Here is a 22,725-nt window from a genome sequence, read left to right on the forward strand (position 1 = left end):
TCAATGAGCGGAAGCGCTGGCGGCGCCGAGGCCGGTCTGGGCGCGAACGAACTGGTCGGCGTAGGCATCACGCTCCTTGTCGGCCCGCACGCTGCGGTCAAGTTTCGACACCACCACGATCACGAAGAACGCCAGCGGCATGGAGAACAGCGCCGGGTGGTCGTACGGGAAGATCGCCTGAGCATGACCGAGCACGGTGACCCAGACCGCTGGCGAAAGGATCACCAGCACCAGCGCGCAGATCAGGCCGGCGAAACCGCCGATGATCGCGCCTTTGGTGGTCAGGCCTTTCCAGTACATGGCCATGATCAGCACCGGGAAGTTGGTCGACGCAGCGATGCCGAAGGTCAGGCCCACGAGGAACGCGACGTTCATTTTCTCGAACAGAATGCCCAGCAGAATCGCGATGATGCCCAGGCCAACCGTGGCCATGCGGGTCACGCGCATTTCCTGTTTCTGGCTGGCTTTGCCTTTCTTGAACACGGTGGCGTAGAGGTCGTGGGAAATCGCCGAGGCACCGGCCAGGGCCAGTCCGGACACCACCGCCAGAATGGTGGCGAAGGCCACCGCTGAGAGAAAACCGAAGAACAGGTTGCCACCGACCGCTTTGGCCAGGTGCATGGCGACCATGTTGCCGCCGCCGATCAAGGCGCCGCCGACTTCACCATTGACGTAGTACTGCGGGTCGGTGCCGATGATCACCATCGCGGCAAAGCCCAGGGTGCAGACAACCAGGAAGAAGAAGCCGATGAAACCGGTGGCGTAGAACACCGACTTGCGCGCTTCCTTGGCGTTCGGCACGGTGAAGAAGCGCATCAGGATGTGCGGCAGGCCGGCAATCCCGAACACCAGGCCCAGGGACATCGAAGCGGTGTTGATCGGGTCGGCGAGCATTGAGCCGGGGCCCATGATGTTCCAGCCGCTGGCATGGGCCTGGACGGCTTTGTCCGCCAGGGTTTCGTAGCTGAAACCGAACTGCGACATGGCCATGACCGCGAGGGTGGTGCCGCCAGCAAGCAGCAACACAGCCTTGATGATCTGCACCCACGTGGTGGCGATCATGCCGCCGAAGATCACGTAGACCAGCATCAGCGCGCCGACGATCACCACGGCTACCGGGTAATCAAGACCGAACAGCAACTTGATCAACTGACCGGCACCGACCATCTGCACGATCAGGTAGCAGCACACCACCGTCAGCGAACCGAACGCGGCGAAGATCCGCACTTTGTTCTGGTCCAGGCGATAGGAGACGATGTCGGCGAAGGTGTAGCGGCCCAGGTTGCGCAGACGCTCAGCCATCAGGAAGGTGATGATCGGCCAGCCGACGAAGAAGCCGATGGTGTAGATGAAGCCGTCGTAGCCCTTGGCGAATACCAGGCTGGACAGCCCCAGCAGCGTGGCGGCGGACATGTAGTCACCGGCAATCGCCAGGCCGTTCTGGAACCCGGTGATGCCACCGCCCGCGGTGTAGAAGTCGGACGTGGATTTGGTTTGGCGCGCGGCCCACCAGGTAATCGCCAGTGTGCCCAGCACGAAGACGAAGAACATGCCGATGGCATGCAGGTTCAGCGGTTGTTTTTCCACCGCACCCACGGCCGGGGCGGCGAGGACGATGGAGGCTGGCAACAGGCCGGCAGCGGCGAGGATGAGTTTACGAAGCAGGTTCATCACTTGCTCTCCTCGAGAATGGCCGCGCCCAGTGCGTCGAAACGCGTGTTGGCGCGGTAGACGTACCAACCGGTCAGCAGCCAGGAAAAAATGATGATCGCCGCGCCCACCGGCATGCCCAGGGTCAACATCCGATGTTCGGCGAGCGGCGCATGCAGCCACTGTGGGGCAAAGGCCACCACCAGCATGAACCCGTAGTACGTGCCCAGCACCGCAGCGCTCAGCGACCAGGCCAGGCGCGAACGGCTGCTGACTAATTGCAGGAATTTCGGATTGGTCCGAATGCGCTCGCAACGTTGGGTATCGGTTGAATGGATGTCGATCATGGGTGGCTCCACATGTGTTGTTATAGGCGTTTGTACGGGCTGAATCCGGCGTGCACGAGCCCGAAGCGGCAGGTAAGGCACCTGCCGCCGGGTGGGTACAACGTCGGTTCGGGTTAGAGCGCTTTAGCCCTGTCGCGCAGGACGTACTTCTGGATCTTGCCGGTGGACGTTTTCGGCAACAGGGTGAAGATCACCGTGCGCGGCACTTTGAAACCGGCCAGGTGTTCACGGCAGAAACTGATGATGTCGGCCTCGCGCACGTCCTGGTGATCGGCCTTCAACGTGATGAAGGCGCAAGGCGTTTCGCCCCATTTTTCGTCAGGACGAGCAACCACGGCCGCTTCCATCACCCCCGGATGGCGATAAAGCACGCCTTCCAGTTCGATGGTGGAAATGTTCTCGCCGCCGGAAATGATGATGTCCTTGAGCCGGTCCTTGATCTCGACATAACCGTTGGGATGACACACCGCCAGGTCGCCGGTGTGGAACCAGCCGCCTTCGAACGCTTCGGCGGTGGCGGTCGGGTTTTTCAGGTAGCCCTTCATCACGGTGTTGCCGCGCATGAAGATCTCACCGATGGTTTGACCGTCACGCGGGGTCGGTTCCAGGGTCTTCGAATCGCCGACCATCACACCTTCGAGCGTCGGGTAGCGCACACCCTGACGGGATTTGATTTGCGCTCGTTCATCCAGCGCCAGCTCATCCCATTCCGCATGCCAGGCACAGAGCGTTACCGGGCCGTAGGTTTCGGTCAGGCCATAAACGTGGGTGACCTTGATGCCCATCTCTTCGACGGCGCCGATCACTTTGGCCGGTGGTGCAGCGCCGGCAACCATGGCGTTGACCGGGTGATCGATGGCCGCTTTGGCCGATTCCGGCATGTTGACCAGCGCATTGAGCACGATGGGTGCAGCGCACAGGTGCGTCACTTGGTGCTCGCGGATCAGGGTGAGGATTTTCTGTGGATCGACCCGGCGCAGGAACACATGCACGCCGGCCATTGCGGTGATCACCCACGGGTAGCACCAACCGTTGCAATGGAACATCGGCAAGGTCCAGAGGTACACCGGATGGTTGCCCATGGCCCAGGTCATCTGGTTGCCCAGCGAGTTCAGGTACGCGCCGCGATGGTGATAAACCACGCCTTTCGGGTTGCCGGTGGTGCCGGAGGTGTAGTTCAGCGAGATGGCTTGCCACTCGTTGGCCGGCCACTGCCAGGCGAAATCCGGATCGCCTTCGGCCAGCAGCGCTTCATAGTCGAGGTCGCTGACGGCCTGGCCTTCACCGTATTCCGGGTCATTGACGTCGATGACCAGCGGCGGGTGATCGAGCATGCCGATGGCTGCGTGAATCACGTCGTGGAATTCGCGGTCGGTGATCAGCACCTTGGCTTCGCCATGCTGCAGCATGAAGGCAATGGCTTCGGCATCCAGGCGCACGTTGAGCGGGTTGAGCACCGCGCCGATCATCGGCACGCCGAAATGCACTTCCAGCATCTCGGGGATGTTGGGCAGCATCACCGCCACGGTGTCGTTCTTGCCGATGCCGCGACCGGCCAGTGCCGAGGCCAGGCGTCGGCAACGGGTGTAGGTCTGTGCCCAGGTGCGACGGATCGAACCGTGGATGACGGCGGGGTAGTGGGGGTAAACGCTGGCGGTGCGCTCGATGAAGCTGAGCGGCGACAAGGCAATATGATTGACAGCCGAAGGGCCTAGCCCTTGTTCATAGATCGACATGACGGGTACTCGGTGGCTGATTGTTAGCTCTATGGATGGCCTGTTCAGCGTAGCCGCTGGGGTCATCTTTTATGTCAGGGGTGCTTTATATAACAATCTGCCATGCATATGGAAGTACAACCTACGCAGTATAGTAGATATACTATATTTGATTCTTCGGCTTCCAAATGAATGCGGCGATACCACTAGCGCCGGTATATTCTTGGCTCCCCCAACAACGCGGACCTGTGATGACCCTGACCCCCGTTCGATTGCACAGCTGGTTGCGCCTGCAACGCGAGGGCGTGTCCCTGGCCGCCCGGGCGGATGCGTTGTGCCGTGCGTTGCAGGAATGTCCCGAGGTGCGCCGGGCGGTTTACCTGAGCTGGCAACCCAATGCGCGGATTTACAGCCACGAGGGCGCGGCGCAGCATTTTCCGCCGGGCCTGGGCGATCCGTCGCTGGCCAGCGATCAGTTGCTGTTTGATCGGCTGGTCGAGACCGGGCGCCTGGACCTGGCGCAAGTTCGGCAACTCGATTGCTGGCTGTCCGGGCGGTTGCGCCGGGCGGCGATCAGCCATGGGCAAGTGTTTGATCTGGCCTTGCAGACGGGGCAGGCAGGGCTCTTGCTGGTGGAAGTCTGTGACGGCGTGAGTCTTGACTGGCTGGGTTGGGTGCAGGATTTGCTGACGACCTTGCTCAGCAGCGTCAATGGCATGCTGCGGGGTTCGCCGCTGTTGGGTCACGACCCACAACCGAGCTTGTTGCTTGATGCACAGGGCCGGCCGCTGGAGTTCAATGCGGCGCTGCTGGCCTTGCTCGCAGAAAAGTCGCTGACCGAGGTGCTGGGCTTTTTGCCGGTGAATCACCGGGTGCTGGTGCGCGCCTGCCTTGACCAGCAACGGGCCATCGAAGGGGTGGAAGCTCAGTTCGAAGCGCAGATCCTGATCTGGACGTTTATCCCCGACCCCCAGGACAACCGCGTGCTCGCCCGTTGCCGCGATGCCACGGCCCAAGTGCTGGCTGAACGTGAAGCGGCCACGGCACGGCGCCTGTACCGGCTGATCATCGAGAACACCACCGACCTGATTTCCCGCCACACCCCGGACGGGTGCTTTCTCGATGCCTCGCCGGCGTCCTGGACATTGCTCGGCTACTGGCCCGAAGAACTGCGCGGGCAAATGGCCCAAGGTCTGTTCCATGGCCAAGACCTGGCCAATCTGGTGCAGCGCGCCCGGGATGCGCTGGAGCAGGACGGTTACCACACGATGACGTACCGCATTCGCCACCGTGCCGGGCATTATCTGTGGTTTGAAACCGCCAGCCGGGCGATTCGCGAAACCTACACCGGCGCGGTGGTCGAAGTGGTCAGCGTGTCCCGGGACATCACCGCTCGTGTGCAAGCCGAAGAGAACAAGCGACGCCTGGCCGAAGTGGTCGAGGCCAACACTGATCCGGTGCTGTTTATCGACCCTGACGGGCAAGTGACTTACCTCAACCCGGCGGCGCGGCGCATCCTCGGCATCGACGAGGAACAACCGATGCCGGCCCTCTCGCAGCTGTTCGCCAGCGCTGACCTGACGCGTCTGCAACGTGACGGCTGGAGCCGCGCCGAACGTGACGGCGTGTGGAGCACCGATGCGCGGTTGCAGCCGCCCGGTGGCGGCACCTCAGTGCCGGTGTCGCTGGTGTTGCTGGCGCACCGTTCGGCCGGCGGCGAGCGCTATTACTCATTGGTGGCGCGAGACATGACCGAGCGTGAATTGCGCGAGGTGCAACAGCGTCGCCATCAGGACGAACTGGCTCACACTGCGCGGCTGGTCACGCTGGGTGAACTGGCCTCGGGCATTGCCCACGAAATCAACCAGCCACTGGCCGCTGTGGTCAATTACGCCAATGCCAGCCAGCGCTATCTACTAACACTCGATTCCAACCCGCAGGCCGCCGAACGAGTGGCCCAAGGGCTGCAACGCATCACCCAGCACGCCACCCATGCCTCGGAAGTGATCAAGCGTCTACGGGCGTTTCTGCGCAAGGGCCAGCGTCGCATGCAGGCGCTGAATTTTACCGATGTCGCCCGTGAAGCCGTGCGTTTGTGTGCCTGGGAGGCGAGCAATTGCCAAGTGACAATCGAGGATCGACTGCCGGATAATCTGCCGCCCGTTTATGCCGACCGGGTGTTGCTTGAACAGGTGCTGCTCAATCTGTTGCGCAATGCCATCGATGCCAACCGCGAACGACATCCGGGTCAGCCCTCGCTGATCGTGATGACGGCGGAGCAGGGCGGTGGTGCCACCGTGGAAATCCGTGTGCAAGACCAGGGGCCGGGCGTCAGCGAGCCCGAACTGGAGCAGATATTTACCCCGTTCTATACCAGCAAGGCCGATGGCCTGGGCCTTGGCTTGTCCATGAGCCGCAGCATCATCGAAGGTTTCGGCGGCGAGTTGCAGGCCCGGCGTCAACCGGTCGGACTGCTGATGTGCTGCCGTTTGCCGCTGGTCGGTCCAACAAAACAACAACAGGAATAATGCAATGGCAGGTGTGACGGAGCACGTGGTGTATGTGGTCGACGATGACCAGGGCATGCTCGATTCAACGGTCTGGCTGCTGGAATCGGTCGGGCTCAAGGCCTTGCCGTTCACCAGCGGCGTGGAGTTTCTCGGTGCCTGCGATGCCACGCTCAATGCCTGTGTGCTGCTCGACGTGCGCATGCCCGGCATGGGCGGTTTGAACGTGCAGGAAGAAATGCGCGCGCGGGAGCTGAACCTGCCGATCATTTTCGTCAGCGGCCACGCCGACGTGCCGATCGTGGTGCGCGCGTTCAAGGCCGGCGCCCATGACTTCATCGAGAAACCCTACAACGAGCAGCTGTTGCTGGACAGCGTGCAGCAGGCGCTCAGCAACTGCGCCGCCCACCGTTCGGGCAATCACGGCCATGATGCCCTGCAGGCCCGTTTGCTGACACTGACCCCACGCGAGCGCGATGTCTTGCTGCCGCTGGTGCAGGGTTACACCACCCGGGAAATCGCCGAGCAACTGGGCGTCAGCGCAAAAACCGTCGACCTGTATCGCTCGCGGGTGATGAAGCGCATGCAGGCCAACACGCTGCCGGACCTGGTGGGCATGGCCATTGCCGCCGGGCTGGTCGATCCGCTGAAACTGCGCTGATACCTCGCGCCGGGTATTGAACGTCTATGCTGGGCTAACCGATCCCCTACCGTTGCAGTGACCTGCAAGGAGGCATCCGTGGAGCCCACGCCCTTTTCCGAGAAAACGCTCACTCGCACGCTGCTCGATGTGCTGATTCGTGCCGGGTTGATCGCTGTCCTGGTGCTTTTTTGTTTCGAAATATTCAGCCCGTTCCGCGACTTGATGCTGTGGTCGCTGATCCTGGCGATCACCCTCTATCCGCTGCAAGAGCGGATGCGGGGGACGCACAAACCGGGGCACGTGGCGACGCTGATCATCCTGGTCGCCATTGTCATCCTGATGGTGCCGATCTACTTGCTGGGCACCTCGATTGCCGACTCCGTCGAGCATGCGATGGAAATCGTCAAGGGCGGAGGTTTTCACATTCCGCCGCCGGCCGACTCAGTCGCCAGTTGGCCGTTGGTGGGTCAGCCGCTGTCTGATTTCTGGCTGCAGGCCTCAACCAATCTTCCCGACCTGACCGCGAAATACGTGCCACAGATCAAACACGCCAGCCTGGGCCTGTTGGGCAAACTGGCCGGCGTCGGCATGGGTTTCCTCACGTTCATCTTCGCTTTGATCATTGCCGGGATTTTCATGGCCCATGGTGAAGGCGGGAGCCGCGCCGCGGTCCAGATTGCCTCGAGAGTCAGCGGTCCGGCCAGGGGGCCGAAAATCGCCGAACTGTGCACCGCCACCATCCGTGCGGTCGCGCTGGGCGTGGTCGGTATCGCTTTCATCCAGATGCTGCTGGTGGGCCTCGGGTTTGTCTTCAAGGGCATCCCCGGTGCCGGCCTGCTGGCGTTGGCGGTGCTGTTGCTCGGCATCATGCAGTTGCCGGTGACGTTGATTACGCTGCCGGTGATTGCCTTTGTCTTCGCCACCGAAGGCGCCAACACGGCGACCATTATTTTCTCCATCTATGTGTTCATTGCCGGCCTGGTGGACAACGTCCTCAAACCCTTGCTGTTGGGGCGCGGTGTCGATGTGCCGATGCCGGTGGTGTTGATTGGCGCCTTGGGCGGCATGGTCACCAGCGGCATCATCGGGCTGTTCATCGGCCCGGTGGTGCTTGCCGTCGGCTATCAATTATTCTGGCAATGGGTGCAGGATCGACCGCCGGAAGGAGGAGGGCCGCCACTATGACTGCGCAGGACCATGAACTGCTGGATCAGGTGCTGATCGCCCACGGTGGCCTGGAGCGCTGGAACAGCTTCAACACCGTTCGCGCCACACTGGTGACCGGCGGTTCGCTCTGGGGCGCGAAAGGGCTGACCCAGGACAGCGCCCCTCGCCGGATGACCGTTTGGCTGCACGAACAGAAAGCCTCGGTCACCCCCTTCGGTGGCCCGGACAAACGCACGGCCTACACACCCGACAGAATCGCCATCGAAACCACCGAAGGGAAGGTGGTTGCCGAGCGCCAGGCGCCCCGGGAATCCTTCCGCGATCACGACGAAAATACCCCTTGGGATCCATTGCATCGCGCCTACTTCAACGGCTATGCGCTCTGGTCCTATCTGACCATGCCTTTTCTGTTCACCTTGCCGGGCGTCGTAACCGAAGAAATCGAGTCTTGGCAAGAAGGATCACAACACTGGCGCCGCTTGCGGGTGCACTTCCCCGAGCACATCGCCACACACTGCGCCGTACAGGATTTCTACTTCGGCGAAGACTTTCTGCTGCGGCGACACGACTACAACGTCGACGTCAGTGGTGGTATGCCGGCCGCCCAGTATGTGCATGACTACATCGAAGCCGACGGGCTGCGCATGCCCGGCAAGCGGCGTGCCTACCGGCGCGGGTGGGACGGCCAGGCCAACAAGGATGCGTTGCTGGTGGCCATCGATCTCAGCGAAATCGGCTATTTCTGATGCACCGCGGAGGGATCAATCATGACCGTACATGCCTGGGAAAAACTCTACCTCGATGACTTGAGCCTGGGTCAGCAGTTCGAAAGCGACAGCCTGCGCGTCCATCGCGCGTCGATGCTGGCCTTCGCTCAGGAGTACGACCCGCAACCGTTTCATCTCGACCCTGAAGCCGCCGAGCTGAGCATGTTTCGCGGCCTGGCCGCCAGCGGCTGGAACACTGCGGCCCTGACCATGAAGCTGCTGGTGGACAGCGTGCCGTTGGCGGACGGCATCATCGGATTGGGCATCGAACTGAGCTGGCCGACACCGACTTACCCCGACGACCTGTTGCGCCTGCAATGCACCGTGCAGGCCATCGACCCGTCCAGCTCCAAGCCCGACCGGGGCGTGGTGACGATGTTCATGGAAACCCTCAATCAGAATGACAAGGTGGTGCAGCGAGCCACCGGCAAACTCTTGGTTTTCAGGAGACCGCCGCCTGACTGAAAAGTAGTCATGGGTTTAAGGGCGCGCGCATGATGGCGAAGGCCCGTTTCACCGAGTCAGTTGAGCACGCTCTGTCGATGGCAGGGACCGGAGGAGGCGTTGTGAAACCATTTCTGCCCAGGCCCAGCGCCTCAACGATGAACATGTTGCGTGAAGGGTGCCTGCAACGCCGTGACGCGGTGCCGCAAGAGCTGACGGAACAAGCGGTCATCCCGGGCATCCCGAATGCGCGCTACTGGCTGGACCGGGACCTGACGGCGTTCATCCGGGATGCGAGCCTGGCCAACGATCGCGAGGTCGAGGCGCTCGCCGACGCAGAGTTGCCCCCCGATGCGCTGCCGCTGGCCTATTATCTGGCCATCTCGGGGGGCGGCGACGCCGGCACTTTCGCAGCGGGCATCATCGCCGGCTGGACCTTGCATGGGAGCCGACCGGCTTTCAAAGTCGTCACCGGCATCAGCGCGGGCGCCCTGGTCGCGCCGTTCGCTTACCTGGGGCCTGAGTACGACAGCATCATTCTGGGGATCTGCAGCGCAATCGGTCCGAAAGACGTTTTCCATGCCCGAAGTGTGCTGACTCGTCTGGCCAGCGACGGCATCGCGGACAGCAAGCCGCTGGCGCGCCTCATTGCCAAGTACATCACCGCCGACGTGCTGGCGGCGATTGCCGCGCAATACGCCCAAGGACGGCTGCTGATGATCGGCACCACCGACCTCGATGCCGGGCGGCCCGTCACCTGGAACATGGGCGCGATTGCGTCCAGCGGAGCACCGGGGGCGCTGCACCTGTTTCGCAACATCATGATCGCGTCGATGAGCATCCCCGGCGCCGTTTCACCGGTCATGATCGATGTGGAAGTGGACGGCCAACAGTTTCAGGAAATGCACGTCGACGGAGGCGTCCTCACTCAAGTGTTCCTTTACCCGCCGGGCACCGTGATGGCCCTGAACAGCGTGGCCGGCGCGCGTATCCGCCGGGCCCGGCATTTCTACGTCATTCGCAACGGCAAGCTGGAACCGCAATGGTCCGGCACCAAGCGCCGGACCCTGAGCATCGGCGGCCGAGCCATCAGCACCTTGATCCAGACCCAGGGGATCAGCGACCTGAATCATATTTACCGGATCGCCCAGCAGGATGGCGCGGACTTCAATCTGGCGTACATCGGCGCCGATTTTATCTGTCCGCGCAATCAGAAATTCGATGGCGAGTACATGAAACGTCTGTTCGATTACGCGTTTCAACTCAGCGCGGAAGGCTATCCGTGGCATAAATCGCCGCACACCTGAGTTGTCCGAATGAAATTTATACTGTAGTTTTTCATGAAATTATAAAAAGATAATTTCATGAGGCTTGTATGTTTCAGCAGTCCACGCAGCATGTCGCCAGTTACTACGCCCACAGTTGCGCTGATCGCCTGAGCACCCGACCGGCGCTTGTCGGTGAGCAAAGCACTGAGGTTGTGATCATCGGTGCCGGCTTCAGCGGCCTGCACACCGCGTTGCGCCTGGCCTTGGCGGGTAAACGCGTGACGTTGCTGGAGGCCAGCCGCGTGGCGTGGGCTGCGTCGGGACGCAATGGTGGGCAGGCCATTCTCGGTTGGTCGTGCGACATGCCGCCTCTGGAAGCGGCGCTGGGTTACGAACGGGCGCGACGGTTGTGGGACGGCATGCGCTGGGCTGCGCAAGAGTTGCGTGAACTGCCGGCCCGTCATGGTTTCGACTGCGATTATCGTGCCGGGCATTTGTGGACTTCGGTGATGCCCCGTCGGGTCGGCCTGTTGACCGAGTGGCAGCACGAAGCCAGTCACAAGTGGGGCCACGAGGGCTTGCAGTTCATCCGCCGTGAGCAGTTGCCGGAATGGGTGGCCAGCGAGCGCTATCAGGCTGGGCTTTATGACCCCGAGGGCGGGCACCTGAATCCACTGAAACTGGCCCTCGGCCTCGCCGCTGCCATCGAACGTGCGGGCGGTCGTATCCATGAACAAAGCAAGGCGTTGAGTTACCGAGAGGAGGGCGGCCAGTTCCTGGTGAACACCGAACGCGGGTCTATTCGTGCGGATGTGCTGGTGCTGGCCTGCAATGCCTACCTCGATCGGCTCGATCCTCAGTTGGCCAGTTGCGTATTGCCCGTGGGGACTTACCAGGTCGCCACTGCACCGCTGACGACCGAGCAGGCCACGGCGCTGTTGCCGAGCAATGTCTGCGTCACCGACAACCAGTTCGTCCTCGACTATTTCCGTCGCACGCCAGACAACCGCCTACTGTTCGGCGGTGGCTGCACGTACCTGGGTGGAATGCCCAAGGACATCGCCGGCGCAACCCGGCCGTTTCTGGAACGGGTTTTCCCACAGCTAAAAGGCGTGAAGCTGGAATTCGCCTGGGGCGGGCACATCGACCTGACGCTCAAACGCACGCCTGACATTGGCCGGTGGGGTGATCGCTACTGGCTGCAAGGCTACTCCGGACATGGCGTGCTGCCGACGCTGGCCGCCGCCCGCGCCGTGTCCGACGCGATTCTCGGCCAGACAGATGAACTGGCGTTGTATCAAGGCTTGAGTAACCCCAGTTTCCCCGGCGGTAAATACCTGGCGGCGCCGCTGGAAGCCATCGGCAAGGCGTGGTATCGACTGCGCGACAGCATTTGAGGAAGGAATTCCAGGCATGAACAAGCAAGAAGAAATCGCTGCGCTGGCGATCCTTATTCACGATCTGCGCAAGCACAAGAAATACACCTTGAAGGACCTGGCCGACCAGATCGGTCGTTCCGTCGGCTTTCTCTCCCAGGTCGAACGCGGCCTGTCACGGCCTACCGTGGCCGACCTGACCGCGATCAGCGAAACCCTCGGCGTGCCGACCACCTACTTCTACAGCCTGCCAAAACCCAAGGAACTGCCGTGGGTCACCCGGCCGGATGAACGCCGCACGCTGTATTACGCCAATGGCATCACCGACATTCTGGTGTCGCCGAAGATGCGGGCTTCGTTTTCCATGCTCGAAAGCCATCTCGAAGCCGGCGCCAGCAGTGGCGAGCGGCACTTGACTGACAGTTCGGAGCAGGGCGGCTACGTGCTCGAAGGCGAGTTGACGCTGTGGTTGGGCGATGACGACGCCGTCACCCTGCAGACCGGCGACAGCTTTCAGTTCGACAGCCATACCCGCTGCCGTTACGGCAACCTCACCGAGCACCTCACGCGAGTGCTCTGGGTCTACACCTGATAATCACAATAGGACCAACGATGATGGACGCTGATCTGCTGGCCGAGGTGCAAGCCTTCCGCCAACGCTACCCTGATGTACGTTACGTCGACCTGATTTCCCTGGACATTCCGGGGCACTTCTACGGCAAACGCTATCCCGTTGAGATGCTGGAAAAAGTCGCGGCCGGCAGCGCACTGAAGCTGCCGCAAAACTGTGTGCTGCTGGGCGTGCAGGGCGGGTTGTTCAAGATTGGCGACTACTGCTTTAACGACGGCGACCCGGATGCGCTGCGCCGCCTGGTGCCAGGCACACTCAAACCGGTGAGCTGGGAAGGGCAACCGCTGGGACAAATGCTGATCACCTCGGACGGCACCGAAAAGCCGATTGTGTTCGAACCGCGCCAGGTGCTGGCGCAGGTGTTGGACCGGCTCGCGGGCAAAGGCATTCATCCGGTGGTGGCGTTCGAACTGGAGTTCTATCTGTTCGATAAAAAGCTGCGCGACGGGCTGCCGCAGTTTCCCCGGGATGACCTGACCGACGATGCCGATGATCAACCGAACATGCACATCGAGCGACTGTCGCGCTTTGCGCCGGTGCTTGATGACATGGTCGAGACGTCGCGGGCGCAAGGCATCGATAGCACGGTGATCACTGCCGAACTCGGCCCGGGCCAGTTCGAAATCAATTTCGGCCATCTTGATGATGGTTTGCGTGCGGCGGACTGGGCGGCCTTGTTTTGTCGCAGCAGCCGTGGCGTGGCCCTGAAACACGGTTACCGCGCCAGTTTCATGGCCAAACCTTACTTGCAGCACCCGGGCAGCGGCATGCATGTGCACGTCAGCCTTTACGACGCTGCCGGCAATAACATCCTCGCGGCAAACCAGCAACAATCGCTGCGTCATGCCGTGGCGGGTTGCCTGGAACTGCTCCCGCATTGCATGCCGATTTTTGCACCGAACCAGAATGCGTTTCGCCGTTTGGGCGGCACGACAAACATCGCCACGCGGGCGAGCTGGGGGTTTGAGGATCGTGATGCGTGCCTGCGCATTCCCGAATCGGATGCGAAAAACCTGCGCATTGAACATCGCCTGTCCGGCGCCGATGCCAACCCATACCTGGTGCTGGCGGCGATTCTGGTGGGACTTGAGCATGGCCTGGAGGCAGGCAATGAACCGATCCTGCCGCTCAACGAAGACCGCAACAGCGGGGTCGACTTCCCGCTGGAAATGCTCGAAGCGGTGCGCGTCATGCAGCATCAACCGCAGCTGCGCGAAGGGCTGGGCACGGAGTTCGTGGACGTGTATTGCGAGAACAAGCGTCAGGATCATCTGGCATTCATGCAGGAGATCAGTGCGCGGGAGTATCGCTGGTACCTGTAATCCAGGCATGCCGATGCACTTTAATAAAGCTTTCGTGCGGCGGCATGCACTAAGCCAAGGCAGAAACTGCAGAGTTCATACCCTTTAAGCCCCGGCGGGAGCCGTAAAACCGCGACAATCAGCGCTTGGCACAATCGCTGCATTACATCGATCAGGCCCACCGTGAACGCAGTCGAGTGGGCAGCCCCCTCGGTCAACGACGATCGATTCGTGGGCAACATCGGTGGGTCAGGCATAGACGTCTGGTTTCAACACCGCAAAAGAACAGGCAAAGACGCCTGGAACCGCAAGGTTTCAGGCGTTTTTTTTTGCTTTTTGAACCGTGATGGGCTTAGCCGGGTGCTTCTTATGAATTCCAATGTGGCCGCGTTGAACAAGCTGCAAACGCTGATCGTGATCGGTAACGGCATGGTCGGACACCATTGTGTCGAACAGCTGATCGAGCGCGGGGCGCTTGATCACTATCGGTTGCACGTCTTCAGCGAGGAGCCGATGCGTGCCTACGACCGCGTGCACCTTTCCGAATACTTCACGGGCCGTGATGCCGAATCGCTCGCCTTGGGTGAAGCTTCGTTGTACCAGACTCCGGGTGTCACCTTGCACTTGGGTGTGCCGGTGCTGGAAATCGACCGCGCCCGGCGCCAGCTGATCACCGCGCAAGGGTGCGTCGCCTACGACAAACTGGTCCTGGCCACCGGGTCCTATCCGTTCGTTCCGCCGATCGAAGGTGCCGAGGGTGATTCGCGCCTCGTGTACCGCACCCTTGAGGACCTCGATGCGATCCGTGCTGCTGCGTCCAATGCCCGACGCGGCGTGGTGGTCGGTGGTGGCTTGCTCGGACTGGAAGCCGCCAACGCCCTGAAAAGCCTGGGCCTGGAAGCTCATGTGGTGGAATTCGCCCCGCGTTTGATGCCGGTGCAACTGGACGAGCAGGGCGGTCGCGCGCTCAAGGCACAGATCGAACGCCTCGGCGTCGGTGTGCACCTGTCACGCGGCACTCAATCGATCAGCGCGGGTGAGGAATATCGCTATCGGATGAATTTCGCCCATGACGAATTCCTTGAAACCGACCTGATTGTGTTTTCCGCCGGTATCCGTGCCCAAGACACCTTGGCCCGTCAGTCCTCGCTGGAAGTCGGCCCGCGTGGCGGCGTGGTGATTGACGACCAATGCCTGACCAGCGATCCGCACATCTACGCCATCGGCGAGTGTGCCGCGTGGAATGGCAGCATTTTTGGCCTGGTGGCCCCGGGTTACCAGATGGCCCGAGGTGTTGCCGCACTGTTGTGCAACGAAGCCGCCGAGCCGTTCATGGGCGCGGACATGTCGACCAAGCTCAAGCTGCTGGGCGTCGATGTCGGCTCCATCGGCGATGCGCACGGCAGCACGCCGGGCTCGCGCAGTTATCAGTTCATCGACGAAACCACCGCCAGTTACCGCCGTCTCGTGGTGGATGCGACCGGCAAGCACGTGCTCGGCGCGGTGTTGGTCGGTGACAACAGCTATTACGACACGCTGCTGCAGTACATGCAGAATGCGATTGCCTTGCCGGCGGAACCCGCCAGCCTGATCCTGCCGTCGTCCGAAGGCGCGCCGACCCTGGGCCCGGGCGCATTGCCCGAGTCGGCCACGGTGTGCTCGTGCCACAACGTCACCAAGGGCTCCATTTGCTCGGCCATCGACGGTGGCTGCACCGATCTCGGCCTGCTCAAGTCGCAAACCAAGGCCTGCACCGGTTGCGGCGGTTGTGCCGGGTTGCTCAAGCAAGTGTTCGAGCATGAGCTGATCGCCCGTGGCGTCAGCGTCGACAAGAGCCTGTGCGAACACTTCGCCTATACCCGTCAGGAGCTTTATGCGCTGGTGCGGGTAGAAGGGGTGATCACCTTCGAAGAACTGCTGGCCAAACATGGCCGTGGCCACACCGGTTGCGACGTGTGCAAACCGGCGGTGGGCTCGATCCTCGCGTCGTGCTGGAACCAGCCGATCATGGACGCCTCACTCGTGCCGCTGCAGGACACCAACGACACCTTCATGGCCAACATGCAGAAAAACGGCACCTATTCGGTAGTGCCGCGTATCCCTGGAGGCGAGATCACCGCCGACAAACTGATCGCCATTGGCGTGGTAGCGAAGAAATACGACCTCTACACCAAAATCACCGGCGGCCAGCGCATCGACCTGTTTGGCGCGCAGTTGCACGAGTTGCCGGACATCTGGGCCGAGCTGATTGAAGCGGGCTTCGAAACCGGGCACGCTTACGGTAAATCCACCCGCACGGTGAAGTCTTGCGTCGGTAGCACCTGGTGCCGTTACGGCGTGCAGGACAGCGTGCAAATGGCGCTGACCATCGAGGATCGCTACAAGGGCCTGCGCTCGCCGCACAAGCTCAAGTTCGCGGTGTCCGGCTGCACCCGTGAATGCGCCGAAGCCCAGAGCAAAGACGTCGGTGTGATCGCCACCGAGAAAGGCTGGAACCTTTACATCGCCGGCAACGGAGGCATGCGGCCGCGTCACGCCGAATTATTTGCCACTGACCTCGACGATGAAACGCTCATCCGCTACATCGACCGTTTCCTGATGTTCTACATCCGCACCGCCGACAAATTGCAGCGCACCTCGGTATGGCGCGAAAGCCTGGAAGGCGGCCTCGATTTCCTCAAGGACGTGATCATCCACGACAGCCTTGGCCTGGGTGAAGAGCTCGAATCGCAGATGCAGCTGGTGGTCGACCGCTATGAATGCGAGTGGGCCAACGCCCTCAAGGACCCGGAAAAACTCAAGCGTTTCCGCACCTTCGTCAACGATAAACGCCCGGACCCGGACATTCACTTTGTCCAGGAACGCGGCCAGCGGCGCCCGATCATGGCCGCCGAACTCAACCTTATCCCTGTCACCGAGGAGATTGCCTGATGAGCCAGCCCACTACCCGCCGCATCGCTTCCCTGCAAACCGCCGACGCCTGGCAAACCGTGTGCGAGCAACAGGACCTGGTCAGCAACTCCGGCGTGGTCGTGTGGCTCGACGGGGCGCAAGTGGCGTTGTTCTACCTGCCCGGCGCTGAGGGCAAGACCCTTTTCGCCATCGACAACCATGACCCGCAATCTGGAGCGAATGTCATCGGCCGCGGCCTGGTCGGCAGCATCAAGGGGGATCTGGTGGTCGCTTCGCCGATCTACAAACAGCATTTCCGTCTGGAGGATGGAAGCTGCCTGGAGTACCCGCAGCAGCGTTTGCGGGTCTGGCCGGTGCGGTTGAACGGCGGGGTGGTGGAGCTCGGGGTGGTTTGACGGTCATTAACGGCATTGGAGGCATGTATGAAAACAGCCGCACAGCTGCTCAAACTCAAGGTCGTACAAAACCGTCAGGTGCATAGCATCGCGCCTGACGAAATGGTGCTGGACGCCTTGAAGCTCATGGCCGAAAAGAACGTCGGGGCACTTCCCGTCATCGAAAGAGGCCAGGTGGTCGGGGTGATCAGCGAGCGCGACTATGCCCGCAAGGTCGTGTTGCAGGGGCGTTCTTCGGTGGGCACGCCGGTGCGCGACATCATGAGCGCGCCGGTTGTGACCGCACCGAGTCAGCAAAGCATCGAGCGCTGCATGGAGGTCATGACCGACAGCCATCTGCGCCATTTGCCGGTGGTGGAAGACGGCGAACTGATCGGCCTGTTGTCGATTGGCGATCTGGTCAAGGAAGCCATCGTCGAGCAGGCCGATCTGATACGGCAGCTGGAGCACTACATTCGCGGGCATTGAAAGGTCGGTGGTCTTGCGCCAAGGCCATCAGCCGACCGGCTCGACCGTACAACTCATTTCCTTGGAGCCTGGCTTCTGGAAAAGCACCACGCCGCCGTCTTGCCAGAAGCTGTAGTTGCCCTGGTAATCCTTGCCGGTGTAGCGGGTGCCCGACTCGCTCGGCACCTGGTTCAGGGTGATCCCGGAGTTGGCCCATTTCAGGTACACGACACCCGGCTGCGTGCTGAAGAAAGTGGCGGCAATCAGCGCGTTGAACCCTGCGCAACGATACGCCAGGGGGCCTTCGGAGAGTCGGTCCGGATCCTTGGTCCGGACAATGGCCGAGCCTTGGCGCAGCTGATGCGCACGCTCGGCATAACTGCGGATGACGCAGGCCTTTTGCTCCGGTCCCGAGGCACACTCGTTGCGGGCAGCGATCCAGAACTGTTGGTCGATGATGACGTTGTCCGGGGGTGGAACCGAGCGTTCATCCGTGAGCGCCAGGCGATAAAGGCGCGTCAGTTCATTGTCCATCTGCATCAGTTGCGGATCGCGACAGATGAGCTTTTCGACGGAGGCTTTCGCCTGGGCACAGTCGATGCCGGGCGGGGGCGCAGCGTTTGCACAGGTGCTCGCCGCCGCGCACACGCCGGCAGCGAGCAGACAGGTGAAAAGGGCCGTGACCGTTTTCATGTTGGCTTCACCCAGATCATTACTTGATGCCCGGATTGCCGTGGGTGTACGCAGTGTAAGTCAGTGCTCAAAACTTGCCACACCCGCCCGGCGGCGGGTGGTCCTCAGAATCGATCCAGCCGGTACGGATCAATGGCTGGTAACCCATGGGTAGCGGTCGCCGGAGACGCCAGCTGGGCGATGAGTTCGGCAGTGACTGCTGCCTGCGTCAGGCCCAGGTGCTGATGGCCGAAGGCGAGCAGCACCTTGCCGTCGCACACACGGTCGATGATCGGCAGGGAATCCGGCAAGGACGGGCGAAACCCCATCCACGGCGTGGCCGCCTCAGCGTTCAAGTCGCGCTTGAACAGACCTGCACTCAGCCGGTGCAACTGCCAGGCACGCTCCATCACCGGAGGCCGGTCAAGGCCGGCGAACTCGACGGTGCCGGCCAATCGCAGCCCATCGGCCATCGGAGTCATGATGAACTTGCGCTCCAGCGAGGTGACGGCGAACGGCAACCGCCCGTGTTCATGGGGCAACATCAGGTGATAGCCGCGCTCGGTATCCAGCGGTACGTTTTTGCCGGTCAGTGTGGCCGTCAACTTCGCGGAGTGTGCGCCGCAGGCGATCAGGGTCTGGCGGGCGGTGAAACGGCCCTGGTCGGTGATGAGCGAGACGCCGTTCTCCTGCAGGTTTGCGCCCAGAACCTGTTGCTTGAGGAAGTGCACGCCGCTGGCTTTGGCGGCATGAACCAGTTCGCAGACCACCCGGTAAGGGTCAAGAAAATGCCCGGTGCGCGCAAAGAACAACCCGCCCTGTATTCCCTCGCTGAGTTGTGGCGCTGCCTCGCGTACGGCATTGGCCTGCCAAAAGTCGACCGGCACCTGTTGCTGACGCATCCGTGCCTGTAGCGCTTCAATCGCCTGACGCGAATCGGTGCGTTCGAACACCAGCAACGAGCCGTCCTCGCGCAGCAGATCGGGACGGGCAATGTCCCTCAGCAGCCGGTGCCAGGCGCCAAGGCTGCTTTCGTTAAGTGCCCGCAGACCCGCGACGGTCCGCAGGAAGGGAACCGGACGCAGGTTCAGCAACAGACGCGTGAACCAGGGCAGGGCGCGCGGCAGGTATTTCCAGTCCAGGCGCAGCGGGCCCATCGGGTCCAGGAGCATGCCGGGCAGGCGCTTGAGGATCGACAGGTCGGCGATTGGAAACACCTGTTCGGTCGCCAGATGCCCGGCATTGCCAAACGAGGCGCCCCGGCCGGGGTCCTGCTGGTCGATGACCACCACTCGCTGACCCTGGCGTGCCAGCCGCAGGGCACAGGCGACGCCGATGATGCCGGCGCCGACCACGGCGACATCCGCGTTGTCGTGCGAGTTGTTTGCAGCAGGGGAGTCAGACATTTTCCTGGGCTTTCCTTGAAAAGAGGATGGCCCGGTGTGGTTTCACAGCGGGCGCGCAAGGTGAGATCAGGCGACGTTCTGTTCTGCCGACCAGTTTTTGTACCACTGGCGGAACAACGCATACTGGTTCTCGGCGTAATGACGCTGGGCATCGCTGAGCGCATCGGTGTCGTTGAAATGCAGGGTGTATTCCTTGTCGCCATTGAGCACCATCAAGTGCTTGTAATAGAGCACCAGGTCGCAGCCTTCGTCGAAGGACGACAGGACGGCCAGCGCCGACTCCAGCTCCCTCGCCAGGCGCCGAGCCTTGGCGTCGCCTTTGGCTGCCTGTTTGCTCAGGGCCACCAATTGCAGCACTTCGCGCGGCAGCGCGTTGCCGATGCCGGTGATCGCGCCGGTGGCGTTGCAGTTGACGAAACCATGCACCACTTGAGTATCGACACCGACCATCAGGGTGACGTCATCGTCCTTGGAGGTAATGTTTTCGGCGGCGTAGCGCAGGTCAGCGGCACCGCCGAATTCCTTGAAGCCAATCAGGTTCGGGTGTTCGCGGCGCAGTTCGAAGAACAGATCCGCGCGGGTGGCGAAGCCATAGTAAGGACTGTTGTAGATCACCGACGGCAGATTCGGGGCCGCCTTCAGGATGGCGGAGAAGTGAGCCTTTTGCGCAGCGGGAGAGGCGCCCCGGGAGAGGACGCGCGGGATCACCATCAGGCCATGGGCGCCGACTTTGGCCGCATGGGCTGCGTGGGAAATCGCTTCGCGGCTGTTGACCGCGCCAGTACCGACAATGGTTGGAACGCCCGCGGCGACCAGACGCGCCACGCCTTCCTGGCGCTCGGCTTCAGTGAGCAGGGGCCAGTCACCCATGGAACCGCAATACACGACCGCACTCATGCCGATATCAATCAGTTCGCGACCTTTGGCCACCAGCGCGTCGAAGTCGGGTTTGCGCTCGGCGGTGCACGGGGTCATCAGTGCCGGAATGCAGCCAGTGAAGATGCTATCGCTCATTGTTGTAACTCCTTGAAGCGTTCATTCAAATGGATTGAGGGGAGGTGCCGCGTGGTCGCTCAAATGCCCCACGCGAAGGGATCCTGTTCGTCGATCAGCAGCGTGCTGTCGGCGGTCATGAAGGCCTGACCGGTAATGAACGGGCGGACACGCTCGCCTTCCCATTCGTAGCTGCCAACGAATTGGCTGGCGGTGATACTCGCTTGCACCCAAGGCTCACCGGCGGCCAGTTTTCCATCGGCTGCCAGGCACGCCAGTTTGGCGCTGGTGCCGGTGCCGCAGGGCGAGCGGTCGTAAGCCTTGCCCGGGCACATGACGAAGTTGCGGCTGTCGGCCCGGTCGTCGTCGGCGAACAGCTCGACATGGTCGATGAGGGCGCCGTCTTCGCCATGGATGCCTTGGGCTTCCAGGGCTTTGAGCATCGCCCAGGTGTATCCGGTGAGGGCTTCGACGTTGTCGAGTTGCAGCACTTGCCCGTGGTCGGACACCAGGAAAAACCAGTTGCCGCCCCAGGCGATATCGCCGTAAACGCAGCCGTGTCCGGGGACTTCCACCGAGACCTGTTGGCGATAACGGTAGGCGGGCACGTTGCGCAGGGTCACGGTGCCGTCGTCATGCAGCGTGGCGCTGACCGGGCCGACCGGCGTGTCGATTTTGTGCACGCCGGGAGCGATGTGCCCCAGGTAATGCAACGAGTTGACCAGGCCGATGGTGCCGTGGCCGCACATGCCGAGGTAACCGGCATTGTTGAAGAAGATCACGCCGCAGGTCGCATCCGGTGAGACCGGCTCGCAATACAGCGCGCCGACCAGCACATCGTTACCACGGGGTTCCAGCAGACAGGCTCGGCGCCAGTGGTCATGCTGATCACGCAGGACATCGCGCTTCTCGACCATGGTCTGGCCGGGCAGTGGGGGGAAGCCGCTCATCACCAGGCGAGTCGGTTCGCCACCGGTGTGGGAGTCAATGACATGAACCCGTTTCATAAACCTCTCCTTTAGAAGTGCGCAGGGGCAGGGTGCTGGGTCGTGGTGGTGCCGCCCCCAGTTCGCAATAAACAATGCCCAGCGATAGAGTGAACGCGTCAGCGCGCTGGCGATTGATGTTTTCCGTGGATGCAAATGACGAAATCAGCACACTATCCGGCCATGTCGCTGTCAACTCGACACGGCGTCAGCCTTGGGGCAATCTGCCTGCGCACACATCAATACCGCCGCTGAAAGGCACTGGACAAAGGTCCTGAGCGGAGAGGGCGCAAGCGTGGTTTTTGAGTGGGAGATCAATATTCATGACGCAGAACGCATTGGCGATCCTGTGCCAGGGGAACGATCAGAATCGTCCCGATACCCTCGAAGAATTACTGGCGGGCGTGGCACTTCTGTTGCCGATGCTGGATGTCATCCCCAATGCCGCGATCTTTATCAAAGACATCAAGGCGCGCTATGTCATGGCTAATAGCACGCTGGTGCAGCGCTGCGGATTGAAACAGCTGCAACCATTGCTTGGGAAAACCAGCGCCGAAGTCTTTCCGGAGCAATTGGGGCCTGGCTACACCGAACAGGATCGTCGTGTACTGGAGCAAGGTTTTGTTCTGGAAGACCAGTTGGAGTTGCACTTGTACGGCAGCCGAGAGCCCGGTTGGTGCCTGACGCATAAACGCCCGCTGTACAACCGCAACGGTGAAATCATTGGCCTGGCAGGGATTTCGGTCGACCTGCAATCGGCCAGTGACACGCATCCGGCCTATCAGCGCCTGGCCGCCGTGGATCAATACATTCGCGCACATTTCAATCGCCGCATCACTTTGGGCGAACTCACGCAGATCGCCGGTATTTCAGTGGCGCAACTGGAAAGGTATTGCAAACGAGTGTTCCACCTGACGCCGCGGCAGATGATTCAAAAGGTTCGCCTGGAACACGCGCACCGTTTGCTGCACACCGAGATTCCCATTACCGACGTGGCACTGCAGTGCGGCTATACCGACCACAGTGCGTTCACTCGACAGTTCAAGGCATTGACTGGATTTACACCTCGGCAGTATCGGCAGGCGACGGGGTATTGA

General features: G+C 61.6%; 20 protein-coding genes. 13 read left to right on the plus strand and 7 right to left on the minus strand.

The annotated features are described in order from the left end of the window. The 3 genes from ACA072_RS14345 to ACA072_RS14355 all read right to left on the minus strand — a co-directional run bounded on the left by ACA072_RS14345 (position 1) and on the right by ACA072_RS14355 (position 3,733). Positions 1–1,671, minus strand: coding sequence for a cation acetate symporter (locus ACA072_RS14345; RefSeq protein ID WP_497624866.1), 1,671 nt, complete (start codon positions 1,669–1,671; stop codon positions 1–3). Further along, on the minus strand, positions 1,671–1,997 hold the full coding sequence (locus ACA072_RS14350; RefSeq protein WP_109631221.1) for a DUF485 domain-containing protein: 327 nt from the start codon (positions 1,995–1,997) through the stop codon (positions 1,671–1,673). Before ACA072_RS14350 ends, ACA072_RS14345 begins: the two co-directional genes overlap by 1 nt. Positions 1,998–2,110: 113 nt before the next feature. Continuing rightward, positions 2,111–3,733 (minus strand): acyl-CoA synthetase, encoded by a 1,623-nt coding sequence (locus ACA072_RS14355; RefSeq protein ID WP_497624868.1) that lies wholly within the window; start codon positions 3,731–3,733, stop codon positions 2,111–2,113. A gap of 230 nt (positions 3,734–3,963) precedes the next feature. On the opposite strand from ACA072_RS14355, the gene ACA072_RS14360 reads away from it, so the two are divergent. The 12 genes from ACA072_RS14360 (at position 3,964) to ACA072_RS14415 (ending at position 17,592) form a co-directional block, all read left to right on the plus strand. Further along, positions 3,964–6,240 (plus strand): PAS domain-containing sensor histidine kinase, encoded by a 2,277-nt coding sequence (locus ACA072_RS14360; protein ID WP_497624869.1) that lies wholly within the window; start codon positions 3,964–3,966, stop codon positions 6,238–6,240. A 4-nt stretch (positions 6,241–6,244) separates the two neighbouring features. After that, positions 6,245–6,880 (plus strand): response regulator transcription factor, encoded by a 636-nt coding sequence (locus ACA072_RS14365; RefSeq protein WP_497624870.1) that lies wholly within the window; start codon positions 6,245–6,247, stop codon positions 6,878–6,880. A 78-nt stretch (positions 6,881–6,958) separates the two neighbouring features. Beyond that, a complete protein-coding gene (locus ACA072_RS14370) occupies positions 6,959–8,047 on the plus strand; it encodes an AI-2E family transporter (RefSeq protein ID WP_497624871.1) in 1,089 nt (362 codons plus the stop codon). After that, positions 8,044–8,775, plus strand: coding sequence for a hypothetical protein (locus tag ACA072_RS14375; RefSeq protein WP_497624872.1), 732 nt, complete (start codon positions 8,044–8,046; stop codon positions 8,773–8,775). Before ACA072_RS14370 ends, ACA072_RS14375 begins: the two co-directional genes overlap by 4 nt. A 21-nt stretch (positions 8,776–8,796) precedes the next feature. Continuing rightward, positions 8,797–9,261 carry a MaoC family dehydratase gene (locus ACA072_RS14380; RefSeq protein WP_497624873.1) on the plus strand — a complete coding sequence of 155 codons (465 nt, stop codon included), beginning with the start codon at positions 8,797–8,799 and terminating at the stop codon, positions 9,259–9,261. 101 nt (positions 9,262–9,362) lie between these two features. Continuing rightward, positions 9,363–10,547, plus strand: coding sequence for a patatin-like phospholipase family protein (locus ACA072_RS14385; protein ID WP_497624874.1), 1,185 nt, complete (start codon positions 9,363–9,365; stop codon positions 10,545–10,547). Positions 10,548–10,615: 68 nt separating this feature from the next. Then, positions 10,616–11,905, plus strand: a complete 1,290-nt coding sequence (locus ACA072_RS14390; RefSeq protein ID WP_497624875.1) for an NAD(P)/FAD-dependent oxidoreductase — start codon at positions 10,616–10,618, stop codon at positions 11,903–11,905. 16 nt (positions 11,906–11,921) lie between these two features. Then, positions 11,922–12,476, plus strand: a complete 555-nt coding sequence (locus tag ACA072_RS14395; RefSeq protein WP_131058527.1) for a helix-turn-helix domain-containing protein — start codon at positions 11,922–11,924, stop codon at positions 12,474–12,476. Between the two features lie 20 nt (positions 12,477–12,496). Then, positions 12,497–13,837, plus strand: a complete 1,341-nt coding sequence (locus ACA072_RS14400) for a glutamine synthetase family protein (RefSeq protein ID WP_497624876.1) — start codon at positions 12,497–12,499, stop codon at positions 13,835–13,837. A 348-nt stretch (positions 13,838–14,185) separates the two neighbouring features. Then, the gene (nirB, locus tag ACA072_RS14405; RefSeq protein WP_497624877.1) at positions 14,186–16,747 is read left to right on the plus strand and encodes a nitrite reductase large subunit NirB; all 2,562 of its coding nucleotides are present in this window, start codon (positions 14,186–14,188) and stop codon (positions 16,745–16,747) included. Beyond that, positions 16,747–17,124: a nitrite reductase small subunit NirD gene (nirD, locus tag ACA072_RS14410; RefSeq protein WP_497624878.1), complete on the plus strand. Its 378-nt coding sequence runs from the start codon at positions 16,747–16,749 to the stop codon at positions 17,122–17,124. The genes nirB and nirD overlap by 1 nt, the downstream gene beginning before the upstream one ends. 27 nt (positions 17,125–17,151) lie before the next feature. Then, a complete protein-coding gene (locus ACA072_RS14415) occupies positions 17,152–17,592 on the plus strand; it encodes a CBS domain-containing protein (protein WP_497624879.1) in 441 nt (146 codons plus the stop codon). A gap of 27 nt (positions 17,593–17,619) precedes the next feature. Here ACA072_RS14415 and ACA072_RS14420 read toward each other — a convergent pair whose 3' ends face one another. From ACA072_RS14420 to ACA072_RS14435, 4 genes are all read right to left on the minus strand, one after another. After that, positions 17,620–18,264, minus strand: coding sequence for an MliC family protein (locus ACA072_RS14420; RefSeq protein ID WP_497624880.1), 645 nt, complete (start codon positions 18,262–18,264; stop codon positions 17,620–17,622). A gap of 104 nt (positions 18,265–18,368) precedes the next feature. Continuing rightward, positions 18,369–19,649, minus strand: a complete 1,281-nt coding sequence (locus ACA072_RS14425) for an NAD(P)/FAD-dependent oxidoreductase (RefSeq protein ID WP_497624881.1) — start codon at positions 19,647–19,649, stop codon at positions 18,369–18,371. A 66-nt stretch (positions 19,650–19,715) separates the two neighbouring features. Beyond that, positions 19,716–20,663, minus strand: a complete 948-nt coding sequence (locus tag ACA072_RS14430; RefSeq protein WP_497624882.1) for a dihydrodipicolinate synthase family protein — start codon at positions 20,661–20,663, stop codon at positions 19,716–19,718. Positions 20,664–20,722: 59 nt separating this feature from the next. Beyond that, entirely contained in the window at positions 20,723–21,649 is a 927-nt protein-coding gene (locus ACA072_RS14435; RefSeq protein ID WP_497624884.1) for a 4-hydroxyproline epimerase, read from the minus strand. Positions 21,650–21,951: 302 nt separating this feature from the next. Here ACA072_RS14435 and ACA072_RS14440 point away from each other — a divergent pair, with 302 nt between their 5' ends. Further along, on the plus strand, positions 21,952–22,725 hold the full coding sequence (locus tag ACA072_RS14440; protein ID WP_497624885.1) for a PAS domain-containing protein: 774 nt from the start codon (positions 21,952–21,954) through the stop codon (positions 22,723–22,725).

This window comes from Pseudomonas sp. LBUM1656 (assembly GCF_059716065.1).